The organism is Ruegeria sp. AM1 (genome assembly GCF_056540745.1).
Genome location: NZ_JBQFXH010000002.1, coordinates 235,470 through 250,310 on the forward strand (window position 1 = coordinate 235,470; position 14,841 = coordinate 250,310).

Below are 14,841 nucleotides of genomic sequence, written 5' to 3' on the forward strand. Positions count from 1 at the left end.
GAGGGACGCCCGATGAGAACTCACGCGCAGGCCGTTGTGATCGGAGGCGGCGTGGTTGGCTGCTCGATCCTCTACCACCTGGCCAAGCTGGGTTGGCGCGATGTGATCCTGCTGGAACGCGATGAACTGACCAGCGGTTCGACCTGGCATGCCGCCGCCAACATCCACGGGCTGCACGACAACACCAACATCACCCGCATCCAGCATTATACGATGAACCTGTACAAAGAGCTGGAGCGCGAAACCGGGCAGGGATGCGGCGTGTTTCAGCCGGGCTCGCTGTATCTGGCGCAAACCGAAGCACGCGAGCATCAACTGCGCCTGCAGGAAGCCAAGGCCAGATTCTATGGCCTGAATTTCTATGAAATCGGTCGGGACCAAGCGCTGGATCTGCATCCGCTGGCGCAATTCGATGACATTCGTTGCATCATGTATGAACCCGATGGGGGAAATGTTGATCCTTCAGGGGTCACAATGGCCTATGCGGCGGGTGCTCGGGCGCTGGGGGCTTCAATCGAACGGTTTTGCCCCGTATTAGAGACTGAACATCAGCCAGACGGCTCTTGGATTGTACGCACGGAAAAGGGCGACGTTAACACACAATGGGTGGTCAACGCCGCTGGCCTTTGGGCGCGCGAGGTTGCGGCGCTGGCCGGGATCAACCTGCCCCTGCAACCTACCGAGCATCAGTACTTTGTCACCGAAGCGATTGACGAGGTTGCCAATTTGGGACGCCGCCTGCCCTCTATCGCGGATCGGGATGGCGAATACTACTTCCGCCAGGAAGGCAACGGCCTGCTGATCGGGGCCTATGAGAAAGACATGCGGTTCTGGGCCGAAAACGGCACTCCGCTGGATTTTGCCCATGACCTGTTTCCCGACGATCTGGACCGGATCATGGAAAATGTGATCCGCGCCACGGAACGTGTGCCCGTCGCAGCAGCTGCCGGGGTCAAGCGGGTCATCAATGGACCAATGATCTGGTCCCCCGACAGCAACGCGATCTGGGGGCCGGTGCCCGAACTGAAAAACTATTTCTGCTGCACCGGCATTATCCCTGGCTTTTCGCAATCCGGCGGTCTTGGTCAGCTGTCTGCGCAGTGGATGATTGAAGGTGAGCCGCAATACGATATGTTTGCCTGGGATCTTGCTCGGTTCGGCGATTGGGCCGACAAGAAATTCACCAAAGCCCGGGTGCAGGACGCCTATACCCATCGTTTTGCAATCCACTTCCCGAACGAAGAGCGTGCTGCCGGACGGCCGGCGCGCACCCGTCCCGCCTATGACATGCAGCACGAAATGGGCGCTGTTTTTGGCCTCAATTGCGGCTGGGAGCATCCTTTGTGGTTCGCGGATCAGCCCGGCACCATAGAAACCAACGGCTATACCCGCCAAAACTGGTGGGAACCCGTCGGGCGAGAGGTCGAGATGCTGCGCACGCATGTGGGTATCATCGATATCTCGAACTTCGCCAACTACGTGATCAAGGGCCCCAACGCCCATCGCTGGCTGGATCAGCTGGTGGCCAATCACGTCCCAACCGAGAGCGGGCGGTCATGCCTGACGCCGATGATCTCGGCCCGGGGTGGCGTGGCCGGGGATTTCACGATCACCAAACTTGCGGATGATGAATACATGATGATCGGCTCCGGCATGGCCGAACGTTATCATCAGCGGTTTTTTAACATGATCGATTTGCCCAAAGGCACAACGTTTGAAATCGCCACCAATCGCATCGCCGGTTTCAACATCGCTGGGCCCAAATCACGCGCGCTGTTGCAATGCCTGACGAACGCTGAGCTCACGAATGACGGGTTCCGCTTTCTGCGGTCGCGGGTGATAGAGGTCGCGGGTGTCACCTGTCTGGCCCTCCGCGTCAGTTTTACCGGCGATCTGGGGTGGGAGCTTCATTGTGCCGAAAGTGATCAACTCAGACTCTATTCATCGCTTTTACAGGCCGCAAAACAGTTTTCAGGCGGCCCGGTTGGCAGCCGGGCGCTTGGGTCGTTGCGGATTGAAAAAGGATATGGATCGTGGGGCAGAGAGTATTCGCAGGAGATCTGGCCGCAAGAGGTTGGTCTTGCCGGGCTGGTCAAACTGGACAAAGATTTCCTGCACAAAGAGGCCTATATGCGGATCAGGGACAAAGCGCCGCGTGAGGTATTGTCCATCTTTGATATCGAAGTGACCCGAGACGCCGATGCGGCAGGCGGCGAGCCGGTCTTTACCCTGGATGGCCGAGCTGCGGGACGTGTCACGTCGGGTGCGTATGGGTACTCGGTCGGGCGGTCTCTTGCCCTTGGTTTCGTCGACCCGCATGTGGCCCAACCGGGTGATGAGGTCGAGATTTTTATCCTCGGTCAGCCGCACCGCGCCAGACTCTGCGCAGAGCCTCCATTTGATCCCAAAGGTCTGCGTTTGCGTGACGTTCAGTCGGCCGCGCTGACGGCTGCAAAGTGAGCCCTAGATTCGATTCCGTTGCTGACTTTGTGCTGAACGGCAGCACGGCTGAAGCATAGCAGCACGGCTCGGCACATGTTTTGCTGGTAGTAAGGACAAACTCGACGCATGCTGCCTCATCCCGCAATAGCGTTCAGAGGATATTCAGCCAAACACTCATAGCGCGCACGCTGCGAATGCAATTCAGAGGAAAACAATCCAAAGGTTGTGATCGGGACATCCGCAAGCAGTTCAGGCTGGAGGTCTATGAAACAGTGCGGGGCGTTGCCCGCCTGCAAGCCGCGCGCAAAAGTAATATGCGGGCGAAACCGGCGGCGTTTCATAACAATGCCAGCCTGATGCGTGCAGCCGGAAACCGCGCGCTGCAAGCGGGTCAACGCGGCGCAAGGCCGGACGACCAGATGCAGGGAAGTGCCGAATTGGCCGATATGCCCAACGCTCAGATCAAAAGCGCCTTGCCGGATACAACTGAGGTCATGATGTAGGTGTTCCAACGTCTCAGATGGTTGATCGCCTAGGAATGCAAGTGTCAGATGCAGAGCATCTTCTGGCATCGGGCGCGCGCCTTTGATCCGCCGGTTCAGGCGTGCGCAATGCGCGGCGATTGTGTCCGGCACGGATATAGCGACGAAGGAGCGGATCATCATTTCGCTCTGTTAACACATCATCAGGGGCGTTTTCTTGGAAAATACCCTTAATAGACCCTACTTTTTTGCCCACCTGAAAGCCCCGAACGGGAACCAGAACCATTCTCCGTCTTCACTCAAGCTGCACCAGATCCAGCATTTCGATGATTTGTGCGCGCGCGTTGACGCTGTCTTCCAACAGCGCGGCCGCCCGGGCTAGAGGTTTGTCAGCCGGGGTGTCGGCCTGCACCAAAAGCGTTCTGGTCAGTTCGGACAAAGCACCGAATTTCATCGCGGCATCTGCACCTGTGTCTTCTGCTCCGGCCAGCCAATAGTATCGGTCGGCCATCTCGTTATCGCCAAGGTCGCGCAGCAGATCAGCGGTTTGGATGAACTCACGGGTTTCCGCCAAAGCCCGCGCCCGCAATCGCTGTGCCGCATCTGAGTCGTCGTCCGACAGTTCCAGCAGCGCCTTGTAGGGTTGTTCACTCATCAATGCAGCGCGCGCGCGGAGTTTGGCACGGTCCCGGCGTCGGGTCTGATCCTGTGGCCGGGTTGCCAGCGCAAGGGCCTGCGGGGCAAACCCCAGATCGTTCAGCCGCCCGGACAGATCGATGGCCGCATCGGTCGTGAGCTGCCCGATCGTTTCCTCTTCTAGGGTCAACGCATAGCGCAGAAAGGTCAGATCATCGGCGCGTTCTGACAGGATATGCAGCACCCGGTTCGATGTGCCATCCCAGACCTCATCGTCCATATAGGCGCGCAACAGCACAAAGGCGGCATCAAATTCCTGGTTCAGGCTCAGCGCGACGGCGTGGCTGCGCGCCATGACAGCGCCCATTTCGGATTTCCGAAGCTCAACGGCATAACCGGCCACCAGTTCAAGCTCGCGCCCGGAAACAGCCCCCCGATCCCACCAGCGTTTTTCGATCAGCCGCGCCAGTGCAAGCGGGGCTTCAAGCTCTGCGTCGGAATCAGAAATGACCTCGGAAAGCAGTTCCTCGGTTTTGATCTCGTCCCCTGCGGCGCCGGCAATTCCGGCTTCGGCAAGCGTCACCTCGGGGCGTCGCTCACTTTCGATCCGGTCTACGGCACGCAATATGCGCCGCGCCGCTTCCAGCTGTCCGGCCTGAACCATAATATCCGAAAGAATCGGACCAAAGCTAAGGCGGAGATGGTTGGGCAAAGCGGAGAAAGATTTTTCAATCGCGGGCACATTTGCATCGGCGTGCAGCTGGCCTTCGGTCAGAGCAGCCCAAAGGGCGACGTGGCCAGCGCATCTCTGCTGCTCGGAAAACAGATTGGGGCCGCGTATGACCTGCCCGTCTGCGATACCAGCGATCGCGCGAATCCGGGCGCTGTCCGCTGGCGGGGTATCGAGCAGATCCAGCGTTCGCGCGGTCTCGGCGCCAAAACCGTGATACGCATATAGCCTGGCCAGCGCAGTCGCCCGCTCGGCATCGATCCGGTCGAACTCCTGATAGAGGCCCGCACGCAGATCGGCGACCTGCTCGGCGAATGGACGTCCGTCAGTCCAGGTGTCAAAGCCGATGTCGATGTCCGATATACATGGGGCGCGGGTCTCAAGCTGAGGCAATGTGAGGCTTTCCAGTCCGCGCAATTCGTCCAGCACGGACGAGACCTTTACGTTGGCGGGCAGGTCCAGCAACAGGTCGGCCGGTACCGTCTCGTCAGACGGTCGGGGGCCGATTTCGGTCAGTTTCAGACCCAAAACATGGCGATCAGCGCCCAAAAGCACGCGCGACATCAGCTGGTTTTCGAGGTCGGGGACATTCAACTGCGGCAGCGCAGCCACCACCTTGGGCGGGGGTGGGTTCGGAACGGCCTGCGGGATTGGGGGCTCGGGCCAGGGCTGCAATTGTTCAACCAGTGGAGGTTTATATTCGCCGGGCGCGATATCCACGACGACCATATTGTCTCTGAACAGAAAGGCCGAGGCGACACAATCGCATCCGAATTCCAGCTCAAGCGGCGCGCCGGGCTGTGCCTGCACCGCAGACAGCAGGCGGTTTTCGGAGAGACGCGAAAAGACCGAGCCGATATCGTACGTCGCCTCGTCCAGCGCGATCGCGATGCTGGCGCCGTTCTTTTTGCCGGTCAGAGACCAGCGCGTTTCAGGCGGAATTTGCAGGACCAGACGGGTAAACCCCCTGTGCTCACCCGAGCGGACCTTGACCTCCTGCGCGTGCAGGCAGCTTGCCGCGGCCACCAGCGCGGATGCCAAAAACGTCGTCCGGATCATGCCGCTGCCTTTTTGAGTTCTTTCAGCGCGTCCTCAAGCTCGGTGAATCCGGGGCGATTGTGGGTCGGGGTGTTTTGTCGCCCGACCTCGATGCACATGGCGGTATTGTGATTGTGCAGATTGGCAACCAGAACCTCTTTGATCAGCTGATAGAAGTGGTTGTCCTCTTCGACCACGGCTTTGACCTTGCCGGCAAACGGGCCAACCAGACCATAGGCGAGGAAAACCCCAAGAAAGGTCCCGACAAGGGCGCCGCCGATCAGTTTCCCCAGAACTTCGGGCGGCTGATCGATGGATCCCATGGTTTTGATCACCCCAAGAACGGCGGCCACGATCCCCAGCGCGGGCAGGCCGTCGGCGACCGTCTGCAACGCATGGCTGGAATGCATCGCATGATGAAAATTGGCCTCCATCCGTTTTTCCAGCACCTCTTCGACCTGATGCGGGTCGTCATAGTTCATCGAGGCAGACCGCATGGTGTCGCAGATCAGATCTACCGCTTCGCGATCGGCCTGAATCTTTGGGTATTCGGAAAACAGGCTCGAACTGTCGGGGTCTTCGATATGTAGCTCTAACTCAACCGGATTGGCGCGTGAAACACGAATAAGCGAGAACAGCAGACACAGCAGATCGCGATAATCTTCGGGTTTCCACTTTGGTCCTTTGAACACTTTGCCAATATCTTTGGCCGTGTGTTTGACGCCCCCAAAATCGTTGCTGATCATGAAAGCACCGACCGCTGCGCCACCGATCATCATCATCTCAAAGGGTAGCGATTTCATAATGATGGTCATTTTGCCGCCGGCAGCCAGATAGCCGCCGAAGACCATGACGAAAATGACGACAATTCCTACGATTCCAATCATCGGCTCTCTCCAGCGGCATGAAATAGAGGTTCCCTGAACACGGTGCTCACTCCTGCGGGGCCAGCGCGTTGCGACCCGCCATCACAACAGAGATCGTATAGGCGACTTCGGGGTCGAGCCCGGCCATAACGCCTGCGGCGGCCTCGGGTGGCATGCGAGACAGGAATCCCGCAGCAAAAATCGGGTCCATCGTTTCGAACAGGGCTGCGGCATCCTTGGGTTTCATTGTTTGGTAGACATCCGTCAGGCGCGTCAGGTCGGCTTCAGCCGCTTTGTCGGCCACGGCCAGAGTGGCCCGAAGCGATTCTTCGGCCTCCTGCAGTGCGCCAAGGCGGCTTTCGATCGCCTGATCTGCAATCTCCAGCGCCTTTTCCCGATCCTGCATCGCGTTCTCGCGCTTGATCAGGGCGGCCTCACGCTGTTTCAATGCGTCCCAGAGCACCTGCATGTCTTGCGTGCCGGTCTCGGCCCGCGCGGGTTTCATCGTAGGCAGGGCTTCGCCGCGCGCCAGCGCAGGCCCTGCCTCGAATCCCAGACGTATGACCGCCGATCCGATCATCAGAGCCGAGATCAGCGTCAGCACGCCGCCGCGGCGCTGGGTCGGACGCTCTGTTTTCTTGCGACGTTTCATTGACGGGCTCCGCCCGACGGCTGGGCATGCCGAAAGAACATCACGCCTTCGGGGGCTTTCAGCGGCTTTTCATCCGCGATGGGCTGATCGGATGCATCTGCCTCAGCCTTGGGTTCATCTGATGCGGGCGGGTGGGTTTCGTCCTCTTCCTCCGCTGCGTCATCCGCAGCCAGGCCTGAGACATCTGTGACGTCCTGCTCCTGCGGGATCACGTCATGCATCGAGGCCATCATCAGCTCGAGGCGCTGCGCGACAGCTTCCGCGCGATCGGTCAGGGCCTGCAGGGTTGCGCCCGACTGGTCCGAGGCTTGCCGCGCCGATTCCAGCGATGTTTTCAGTTCTTCCGCCTGCGTTGACAGAACGCTGACCGCCCCACCGACCCCTTGTTCGAGATCGGTAAAGCGTTTGAGGCGCCGGGCCAGAACAAAACAATACAGACCCGCGCCCAGCGCGCCTGCAACCAGCAGAATATCCGCAATAAGGTCCACCTTCGTCTCCTAGTTCAGCACAAATTCCATAATCAGAACGTCGCGTACCCGACCCTCGCCTGCGACAATCGCGATGCGCCGCAGCAGATGTCCGCGGATGCGAATCAGGGCCATCGAGTCCTCGAGATCCGAGACCTCGACCGCGCGCAGATATCCGTTCAGGACATCCATGATTCGGGGGCGCATTTTCTCGACATCCGCCACATAGGGCGCGTTGACCTCAAGTTGCGCGTGAAACTTCAGATGTCGCGATTCGCCTGTGTTGACCGAGACAACAATGGGCGGAAGGTCCACGAAACCCACAGCGGGCAAAGCTTTGACCGGCACCTCTTTTTCTTCTTTTGCTGCGGTTTTTTGACCGATTGGCAACAGCCCCGATGTGGTCGCAAAATACCCTCCGGCACAGCCGATCAGTGCCAGAATCATCCCCAGCATCAGCCCTTTTTTTCCCGACTTTTCCGTCACTTCCGCCTGATCTGCAGTCGCGTCAGCCATGATGTCCTCATCAATCTGTTCGGCAACCGTCATAACCCCGCAGGGACTAACCGATTGTTAAGGGCAATCGTCCAAACAGAGGCTGAGCCGCGCAGAATGTCGGCGAGTCGGAGGTGAGCGTGCAGCAGATCGGAACTGTCTGGGCAAGTTTGGACAGGCGCAAACAAATCGTCGTTGCCGGCGCTGTGGCGTTGGTGTTTCTAGGGGTTCTCGGCATGTCGCGTCTGGTGACGATGCCATCCATGACCCTGTTATATGCCGGGCTGGAAAGTGGTGCCGCTGGCGATATCGTGCGGGCTCTGGATCAGCGCGGCGTGGCCTATGAGATCAGGGGCGGCTCGATCTATGTGCCGGGTGCGCAGCGGGATGAACTGCGCATGACGCTGGCCAGCGAAGGCCTGCCGGCCAACGGGAATCGCGGTTACGAGCTGCTTGATACGCTCAGCGGCTTTGGAACCACGTCGCAGATGTTCGATGCTGCCTATTGGCGCGCCAAAGAAGGCGAGCTGGCGCGGACGATTGTGGGAAGCCCACATGTCAGCCAGGCCCGCGTCCATATCGCAAATGGCTCTGCCAATCCGTTTCAACGCAGCGTTTCTCCGACGGCATCGGTCTATCTTGTCGCCTCCGGCGGGCAGATCACGGGTGATCAGGCCAAAGCGATCCGGTTTCTGGTCTCCTCAGCGGTCAGCGGGCTGGCGCCTGAAAATGTCGCGGTGATCGATTCGAACGGCGCCGTCATAGGCGCGCAGGAAACTGTTGCTGCAGCGGATACGGCCGATGACAAGGCGCGCCAGCTGCGCGAGCGGGTCATGCGCCTGGTCGAGGCGCGTGTCGGCCAAGGGAATGCGGTTGTCGAGGTGAGTGTGGATACGGTGACCGAGACCGAATCGATCCGCGAAAGACGCATTGACCCCAAGGGTCGTGTCGCGATCAGCACTGATGTAGAGGAACGGTCGGACAGCGCCCAAAACCAGTCCTCGGACGTCACAGTGGCGTCAAACCTGCCGGATGGGGATGGCGCGGGCGGCGACGAATCGAATTCAACAGCGACGCAAACCCGTGAGCGCGTGAACTATGAAATCTCGGAGACCGAGCTTGAGGTTCATCGCGCGCCTGGTGCGATCCGACGGCTGACCGTGGCAGTGCTGGTCAATGGCACCCGCAGCGTCGATGCGGCAGGGGCCGAGAGTTTTGTTCCCATGCCGCAGGCAGAGCTGGATGCACTGGAAGAGCTGGTCGCCTCGGCGGTAGGGTTCGATCCCGAACGGGGTGATGTGATCACGCTGAAATCTCTTGATCTTCCGGCGGTCGAGCCGCAGGGCACCGCAGCATCTTCCTCGTTTCTGCAACGCTTCCCGCTGGATTTGATGTCGTTGATCCAGATGGCCGTTCTGGCATTGGTCACGCTTGTCCTTGGCCTGTTTGTCATTCGTCCGATCCTGTCTGGACAGGTTGCGGCACCGGCATTGCTGCCGGCGGGCGCTGCTGCTGATCGGGACACCGCGCCGCCGCTTACCGGTGAGATTGCCGCGGATGACAGGTCGGAATTTGCCGCGCTGCCGGGGCAGGCGGTGTCAGCATCTGGCGTGCCGGCTTTGCCTGCGGCGCAGGGTGAAGATGCGGTTGACCGCCTGCGCGCGATGATCGGCGACAAGCAGGAGGAAACCGTGGAAATCCTGCGCAGCTGGCTTGAGGAAAGCGAGGAGAAGGTGTGATGTCGATTTCTCACCTTCTTGAAGACTTCACCACGCAGTCCCAGGGCGGCGCACTTCATCTGCTGGATGAGGACGCGTTGGAAGAACAACGGCTTGCTGCCTTTGAAAAGGGATATGGGGCCGGATGGGAAGACGGGCTGAAGGCGCAAGAGCAGCAGCGCGGCGAGATGACCGAGGGGCTGTCCAGATCGCTCGAAGATGTCTCGTTCACCTATCACGAGGCCCTGACGCGCATGACCCTGTCGCTGGAGCCGATGTTCCAAAGCCTGACCGACACCGTTCTGCCCGAGATGTTCGATCGTGGCTTCGCCGCCCGCATTGTCGCGCAGCTGTGCGAGATGGCGCGGGATCAGATTGACCAGCCGCTGCAGCTTGTGGTGCCCACAGGCGCATCCGATGCGGTGCAGGGGATCCTGCCTGCTGATCTTACCCCTCCGCCCCGCGTGATTGAAGACCCGGCCCTGCAGCCGGGCCACGCGCGACTGCAGGTGGGTACCGCCCGCGCTGAGGTGGATTGCAACGCGTTGCTGGCGACCATCTCGCAGGCATTCGACGCCTATGTTTTCGAAGCAAAAGAGGCTTTATCCAATGAGTGACCAACAGCCCCCCAAACCCGAAAAAAGCAACCCGTTTGAAGCGGTTCCGATCGAAGTGACCGTATCGGTTGGCCGTGCGCGGCCCCTGATCCGGGACTTGCTGAACATGGGCGAGAACGCGGTGCTGACGCTGGACAAGCGCATTGAAGACCCGGTCGACCTCTATGTCGGCGATCAGCTTGTGGCGCGCGGTCTTCTGGAAGAGGTCGAGGGCGATCAGCCGGGGCAATTGGCCGTCCGCCTGACCGAGATATCCGATCTGCAAAACGGGATCGGCTGATGCATCGCCTGATCTGGCTGGCTGCGGTTCTGATCGCGCTGACGCCCTCGCTGGCGGCGGCGCAAGAGCTGTCGGTCTCATTGGGTGAGGGTGGCTCGATCTCAGCCCGCACCATTCAGCTGATTCTGCTGATCACCGTACTCAGCCTGGCGCCGGGTCTGGCCATCATGATCACGTGTTTCCCGTTTCTGATCACGGTCCTTGCCATCCTCAGACAGGGGGTTGGGTTGCAGCAATCGCCGCCCAACATGCTGATCGTCAGCCTGGCAATGTTTCTGACCTATTTCATCATGGAGCCTGTCTTTACCGAAGCCTGGACCACCGGCATACGCCCGATGGTCGAAGAAACCATGGAGGTCGAACCGGCGCTGGAACGCGCGCTTGTGCCGTTTCGTGAGTTCATGTCCGCCCGGCTGGATGCGGATACTTTTCAGGCGATGGCCAACCTGCGACCCGATGGCGCGGATATGCAGCTGTCGCCCGACGCCCCGCTGTCGGTATTGATGCCCTCCTTCATGCTGTCCGAGATCGCGCGTGCCTTTCAGATCGGGTTCCTGATTTTTCTGCCCTTTCTGATCATCGACCTGGTTGTGGCTGCTGTACTGATGTCGATGGGTATGATGATGGTGCCACCAGCAACCGTCTCTTTGCCCTTCAAGCTGGCGTTTTTTGTCATTGCCGATGGCTGGACTCTGATCGCAAGCGCGCTGGTTCGCAGCTATGTGCCCTGACCCTATTGGCGCGTGATTTGCAAGCGTGCGCGCAGACCTTGTTCTCCGGCCTCGAAGCGCAAGCTGCCGCCGTGCTGCTCTGCCACGGTTGCCACGATCGTCAGACCCAACCCAAAGCCGTCTGATGAGCCGGTGTTCGCGCCGCGCCGGAACGGGGCCATCAAGGCCTCGACATCGGCAACCGACAGATCGGTGCCCTTGTCTTCGACGATGATCGTGGCGGTCTGCGCATCGGTTTCCAGCGTCACATCCGCATGGCGCCCATATTTCAGCGCGTTATCGATCATATTGGACAGCGCCCGTCGCAGAGAGATAGGCCGCCCCATCACCAGAATACGCCGCGTTTCCGGCAAGGACCCGTGCCCGCGCCGCGACATAAAAACCGAGGCCGCCCCGTCGACCGCCACCGGCGCGGCCTGATGCAACGAGACGGGCAGGTCCATATCCTGATAGTCGGCCACCAGTGACTCGACCAGCGAGGTTAGCGAAATCTGACGCGGTTGCTCGATGTCCAGCTCGGACCGCGTGTAGGTCAGCACGCTTTCGATCATGCCGGTCATCTGATCCACATCTGCTTCAAGTTTTTCGCGCAGTTCGATGTCCGGGATCAGCGCCGCGCGCAGGCGCACGCGCGCGGCAGGTGTCCCGAGATCATGGCTGACCCCCGACAAAACGGTCGCGCGTTTTTCCAACTGTGCGCGCTCATCATTCAGGTGATCGTTCACCGCTGACACGATATCGCGCAATTCGTCAGGACCGTCTGTGTCATAGCTGTCCGGCCCGCCGCGACGCCTGCGTTGACGCAGAGCCAGAGCAAAGCGGGCAAAACTGTCAGTGACATTTCCAACCGAAGTCAGGGTCGCCACCAGTGCAACCACCGCCAGCAGGATGGCGGGTAGGCGCATGTCGGTAGGCGCAGCGGTGCAGCCCCAGATGGCGGTGCCATCCACGCGCTGCCAGCTGTCGTTACCGAATTTCGCAATCAGGATTGGCTCGCTGCAATAGGTGCCCAGCAGACGGGTCAGGTTGCCCATCTTCTGCGGGCCGGTCTGATTTGATCCCGAAACGATGTCGGACACCGGATAGACCAGCCGATCCGACATCACCGCAAGCGTTAGCTCACTTGTTGTCAATGGCACAGAACTGTCGGTCAGGATCGACAGATTGGTCACAAAGCGGCGGTCGGACAGGCCGGGGATTTGTTCGAACTTGCCCGCATCCGCAAGCACTGAGGCCTCGGACGGCAAGGGGGTGATCACCATGTTCTGCGCCGGTTTGATCCCGGTGCGCAAATCCTCGTAGAGGGCAAAACCTGCCACAAAAGACTGCGTCAGATATCGATCCCAGGCACGGGTGGATGAGAACCAAATCCAGGCCGAAAGCAGCCCCGCGCCAAAAGCAGTCAGCGTCCAAACCCAGCCAAGGCGACGCAGAGACGTTTTCATGTCTCTTCTTCCACCGACACCTCGGCAGCGAAGACATAGCCGATACCACGTTCGGTGCGCAGCATTTTGGGTTCTTTTGGGTTGGCTTCAATCTTCGACCGCAAACGGCCCACCAGCATGTCAATGGCGCGGCCCTGCGCCTCGGGCCGGTCATCGCTGCCGGTCACGTCCAGCGCGGCTGCGATCTCGTCCCGTTTCAGCGGGATATGCGGATTGGCCAGCAATACCTTGAGCAACGCAGTTTCGCGCTGTGACAGAGACACCAGATAGCCATCAGGGGAATGCACCTCATCCCGTTTGCCGTCAAAGACCCAGCCGTCAAAGCGAAAGGTTCGGGTGCGCCTGCGATAGGCCAGCGAAGGTGTCCGCCGCGCCCGTTGCATCACCGCCCGCACCCGTGCCAGCAGCAACTGCGGATTAAAGGGCTTGGCGATATAGTCATCGGCCCCGACCTCATAGCCCGCCATGCGCTGATGATCCGCAGACAGGGCCGATACAAAGATGATCGGTACGTCCTGTTCATTGCGCAGCCTTGCACAGATTTCCACGCCGTTTTCGTCGCCAAGCATGACGTCCAGCAAGATCAGATCGATCCGGCCCGCGCGCAGATGTTTCAGGACGTCCTGCTCTGACGCGGCAGGCAGCGCGATGAAACCGTTCTGTTGAAAGAACTGGGTCATCATCGACCGTATATCCGGGTCGTCATCCACCACCAATAGACGCGGAATGGTCACCTTTTCCTCCCCGGTTCCTCCGCAAGTGTTGTCGTCAATTGTAACGAATGGCAACAGATTCAAGGTCAACGTAACACGTTGTAACAAAAGGACCGGATATTTCGGTGTTGCCGCCGGTTTCACGTAGAATAAGCGTTGTCAGACAGCGGTGTGCGTCCCGTAATAGCGCATCGCTGCCAATTCGGCGGCACCGAAATATCTGGGAGGATAGCAATATGAAGCGTTTCGCATTTTCTGCGGTTTCGACCGTGGCCCTGCTGGCGGGCAACTCCGTTTTAGCCGAGCCGCAGGCCGAGGTTCTGCATTGGTGGACATCGGGGGGCGAGGCCAAATCGGTTGCCGTTCTACAGGAAGAGTTTGCATCCAACGGTGGCACCTGGACCGACATGCCGGTTGCGGGCGGTGGCGGCGATGCAGCGATGACCGCGCTGCGCGCCCGGGTTCTCGCCGGAAACGCCCCGACAGCGGTTCAGCTGAAAGGTCCGGCCATTCAGGAATGGTATGAAGAGGGCGTTCTGGCAGATATCTCGTCAGTTGCCGAAGCCGAAGGCTGGGCCGATGTTCTGCCTGCGTCAATCGCGGGTCACATGAAATGCGAAGGCGCCTGGTGCGCGGCGCCGGTCAATGTACACCGTGTTGATTGGATTTGGGCCAACGCGGACGTTCTGGCGGCAAACGGTATCGAAATGCCCACTACCTGGGACGAATTCAACGCCGCAGCGGACAAGCTGCAGGCTGCCGGGGTGATCCCGCTGGCGCATGGCGGTCAGGCCTGGCAGGACGCCACCGTGTTTGAGGCGGTTGTTCTGGGTGTCGGTGGACCGGAATTCTACCAGAAAGCGTTGGTTGATCTCGATCCCGAAGCGCTGACCTCGGACACCATGGTGCAGGCCTTTGACCAGATGCGCACGATGCGTGGTTATGTGGACGAGAACTTCTCGGGCCGTGACTGGAACCTGGCGACGGCGATGGTCATGAATGGTGAGGCCGCGTTTCAGATCATGGGCGACTGGGCCAAAGGGGAATTCCTGGCGGCAGGCAAGAAACCGGGTGAGGATTTCCTGTGCGCCTCGACCCCCGGTGATGGCTATCTGTATAACGTAGACAGCTTTGCCATGTTCGATGTGGAAGGTGACGATAAGAAAGCCGGTCAGGACCTGCTGGCCAAGCTCATCGTAGCGCCTAACTTCCAGAAGGTGTTCAACCTGAACAAGGGCTCGATCCCCGCACGCACCGATGTGGCGCTGGATGAGTTTGACATCTGCGCCAATCTGTCAGCCGAAGACATGGGTTCGACTTCGGCTGCGGGGTCGCTGTTGCCGTCTTATGCCCATGGTATGGCGCTGCGCGGGTCGCAGTCTGGCGCGATTACGGATGTCGTGACCGCGCATTTCAACTCGGATATGTCCTCGGCTGATGCAGTTCAGCAATTGGCGGACGCGGTGGCAAACAGCTACTGATCCAACAGGCTCTGCCCCCTATACTGAGGGGCAGAGCATCTTTCCCCG

Annotated in this window: 14 protein-coding genes; 6 read left to right on the forward strand and 8 right to left on the reverse strand. The window is 59.8% G+C overall.

Annotated features, from left to right (window positions below):
- Nucleotides 1-12: 12 nt before the first annotated feature.
- A complete protein-coding gene (locus tag ACR0I7_RS08960) occupies nt 13-2,460 on the forward strand; it encodes a GcvT family protein (protein WP_480510151.1) in 2,448 nt (815 codons plus the stop codon).
- Between the two features lie 116 nt (nt 2,461-2,576).
- Here ACR0I7_RS08960 and thpR read toward each other — a convergent pair whose 3' ends face one another.
- From thpR to ACR0I7_RS08990, 6 genes are all read right to left on the reverse strand, one after another.
- A complete protein-coding gene (thpR, locus tag ACR0I7_RS08965; protein WP_480510153.1) occupies nt 2,577-3,104 on the reverse strand; it encodes an RNA 2',3'-cyclic phosphodiesterase in 528 nt (175 codons plus the stop codon).
- A 115-nt stretch (nt 3,105-3,219) separates the two neighbouring features.
- Nucleotides 3,220-5,349, reverse strand: a complete 2,130-nt coding sequence (locus tag ACR0I7_RS08970) for a hypothetical protein (RefSeq protein WP_480510154.1) — start codon at nt 5,347-5,349, stop codon at nt 3,220-3,222.
- Nucleotides 5,346-6,215, reverse strand: coding sequence for a flagellar motor stator protein MotA (motA, locus tag ACR0I7_RS08975; protein WP_480510156.1), 870 nt, complete (start codon nt 6,213-6,215; stop codon nt 5,346-5,348). Before motA ends, ACR0I7_RS08970 begins: the two co-directional genes overlap by 4 nt.
- Before the next feature lie 46 nt (nt 6,216-6,261).
- Nucleotides 6,262-6,846: a MotE family protein gene (locus ACR0I7_RS08980; protein ID WP_480510158.1), complete on the reverse strand. Its 585-nt coding sequence runs from the start codon at nt 6,844-6,846 to the stop codon at nt 6,262-6,264.
- Nucleotides 6,843-7,334, reverse strand: a complete 492-nt coding sequence (locus tag ACR0I7_RS08985; RefSeq protein ID WP_480510160.1) for a DUF6468 domain-containing protein — start codon at nt 7,332-7,334, stop codon at nt 6,843-6,845. Before ACR0I7_RS08985 ends, ACR0I7_RS08980 begins: the two co-directional genes overlap by 4 nt.
- A 9-nt stretch (nt 7,335-7,343) precedes the next feature.
- Nucleotides 7,344-7,862: a flagellar basal body-associated FliL family protein gene (locus tag ACR0I7_RS08990; protein ID WP_480510162.1), complete on the reverse strand. Its 519-nt coding sequence runs from the start codon at nt 7,860-7,862 to the stop codon at nt 7,344-7,346.
- Nucleotides 7,863-7,948: 86 nt separating this feature from the next.
- Here ACR0I7_RS08990 and fliF point away from each other — a divergent pair, with 86 nt between their 5' ends.
- From fliF to fliP, 4 genes are read left to right on the forward strand one after another with little or no spacing between them, the layout of a single operon-like run.
- Nucleotides 7,949-9,547, forward strand: coding sequence for a flagellar basal-body MS-ring/collar protein FliF (fliF, locus tag ACR0I7_RS08995; protein WP_480510164.1), 1,599 nt, complete (start codon nt 7,949-7,951; stop codon nt 9,545-9,547).
- Complete coding sequence (locus ACR0I7_RS09000) at nt 9,547-10,143, forward strand: FliH/SctL family protein (RefSeq protein ID WP_480510167.1); 597 nt, start codon at nt 9,547-9,549, stop codon at nt 10,141-10,143. Before fliF ends, ACR0I7_RS09000 begins: the two co-directional genes overlap by 1 nt.
- Nucleotides 10,136-10,423 carry a FliM/FliN family flagellar motor switch protein gene (locus ACR0I7_RS09005; RefSeq protein ID WP_480510169.1) on the forward strand — a complete coding sequence of 96 codons (288 nt, stop codon included), beginning with the start codon at nt 10,136-10,138 and terminating at the stop codon, nt 10,421-10,423. The genes ACR0I7_RS09000 and ACR0I7_RS09005 overlap by 8 nt, the downstream gene beginning before the upstream one ends.
- Nucleotides 10,423-11,154, forward strand: a complete 732-nt coding sequence (gene fliP, locus ACR0I7_RS09010; RefSeq protein WP_480510171.1) for a flagellar type III secretion system pore protein FliP — start codon at nt 10,423-10,425, stop codon at nt 11,152-11,154. The genes ACR0I7_RS09005 and fliP overlap by 1 nt, the downstream gene beginning before the upstream one ends.
- Before the next feature lie 2 nt (nt 11,155-11,156).
- On the opposite strand, the gene ACR0I7_RS09015 is transcribed toward fliP, so the two are convergent.
- Nucleotides 11,157-12,599, reverse strand: a complete 1,443-nt coding sequence (locus ACR0I7_RS09015) for a sensor histidine kinase (protein WP_480510173.1) — start codon at nt 12,597-12,599, stop codon at nt 11,157-11,159.
- A complete protein-coding gene (locus ACR0I7_RS09020) occupies nt 12,596-13,333 on the reverse strand; it encodes a response regulator transcription factor (protein ID WP_480510175.1) in 738 nt (245 codons plus the stop codon). The genes ACR0I7_RS09015 and ACR0I7_RS09020 overlap by 4 nt, the downstream gene beginning before the upstream one ends.
- 215 nt (nt 13,334-13,548) lie before the next feature.
- Between ACR0I7_RS09020 and ACR0I7_RS09025 the strand changes: the two genes are divergently transcribed.
- Nucleotides 13,549-14,793, forward strand: a complete 1,245-nt coding sequence (locus tag ACR0I7_RS09025) for an ABC transporter substrate-binding protein (protein WP_480510177.1) — start codon at nt 13,549-13,551, stop codon at nt 14,791-14,793.
- The last annotated feature ends 48 nt before the right edge of the window (nt 14,794-14,841 follow it).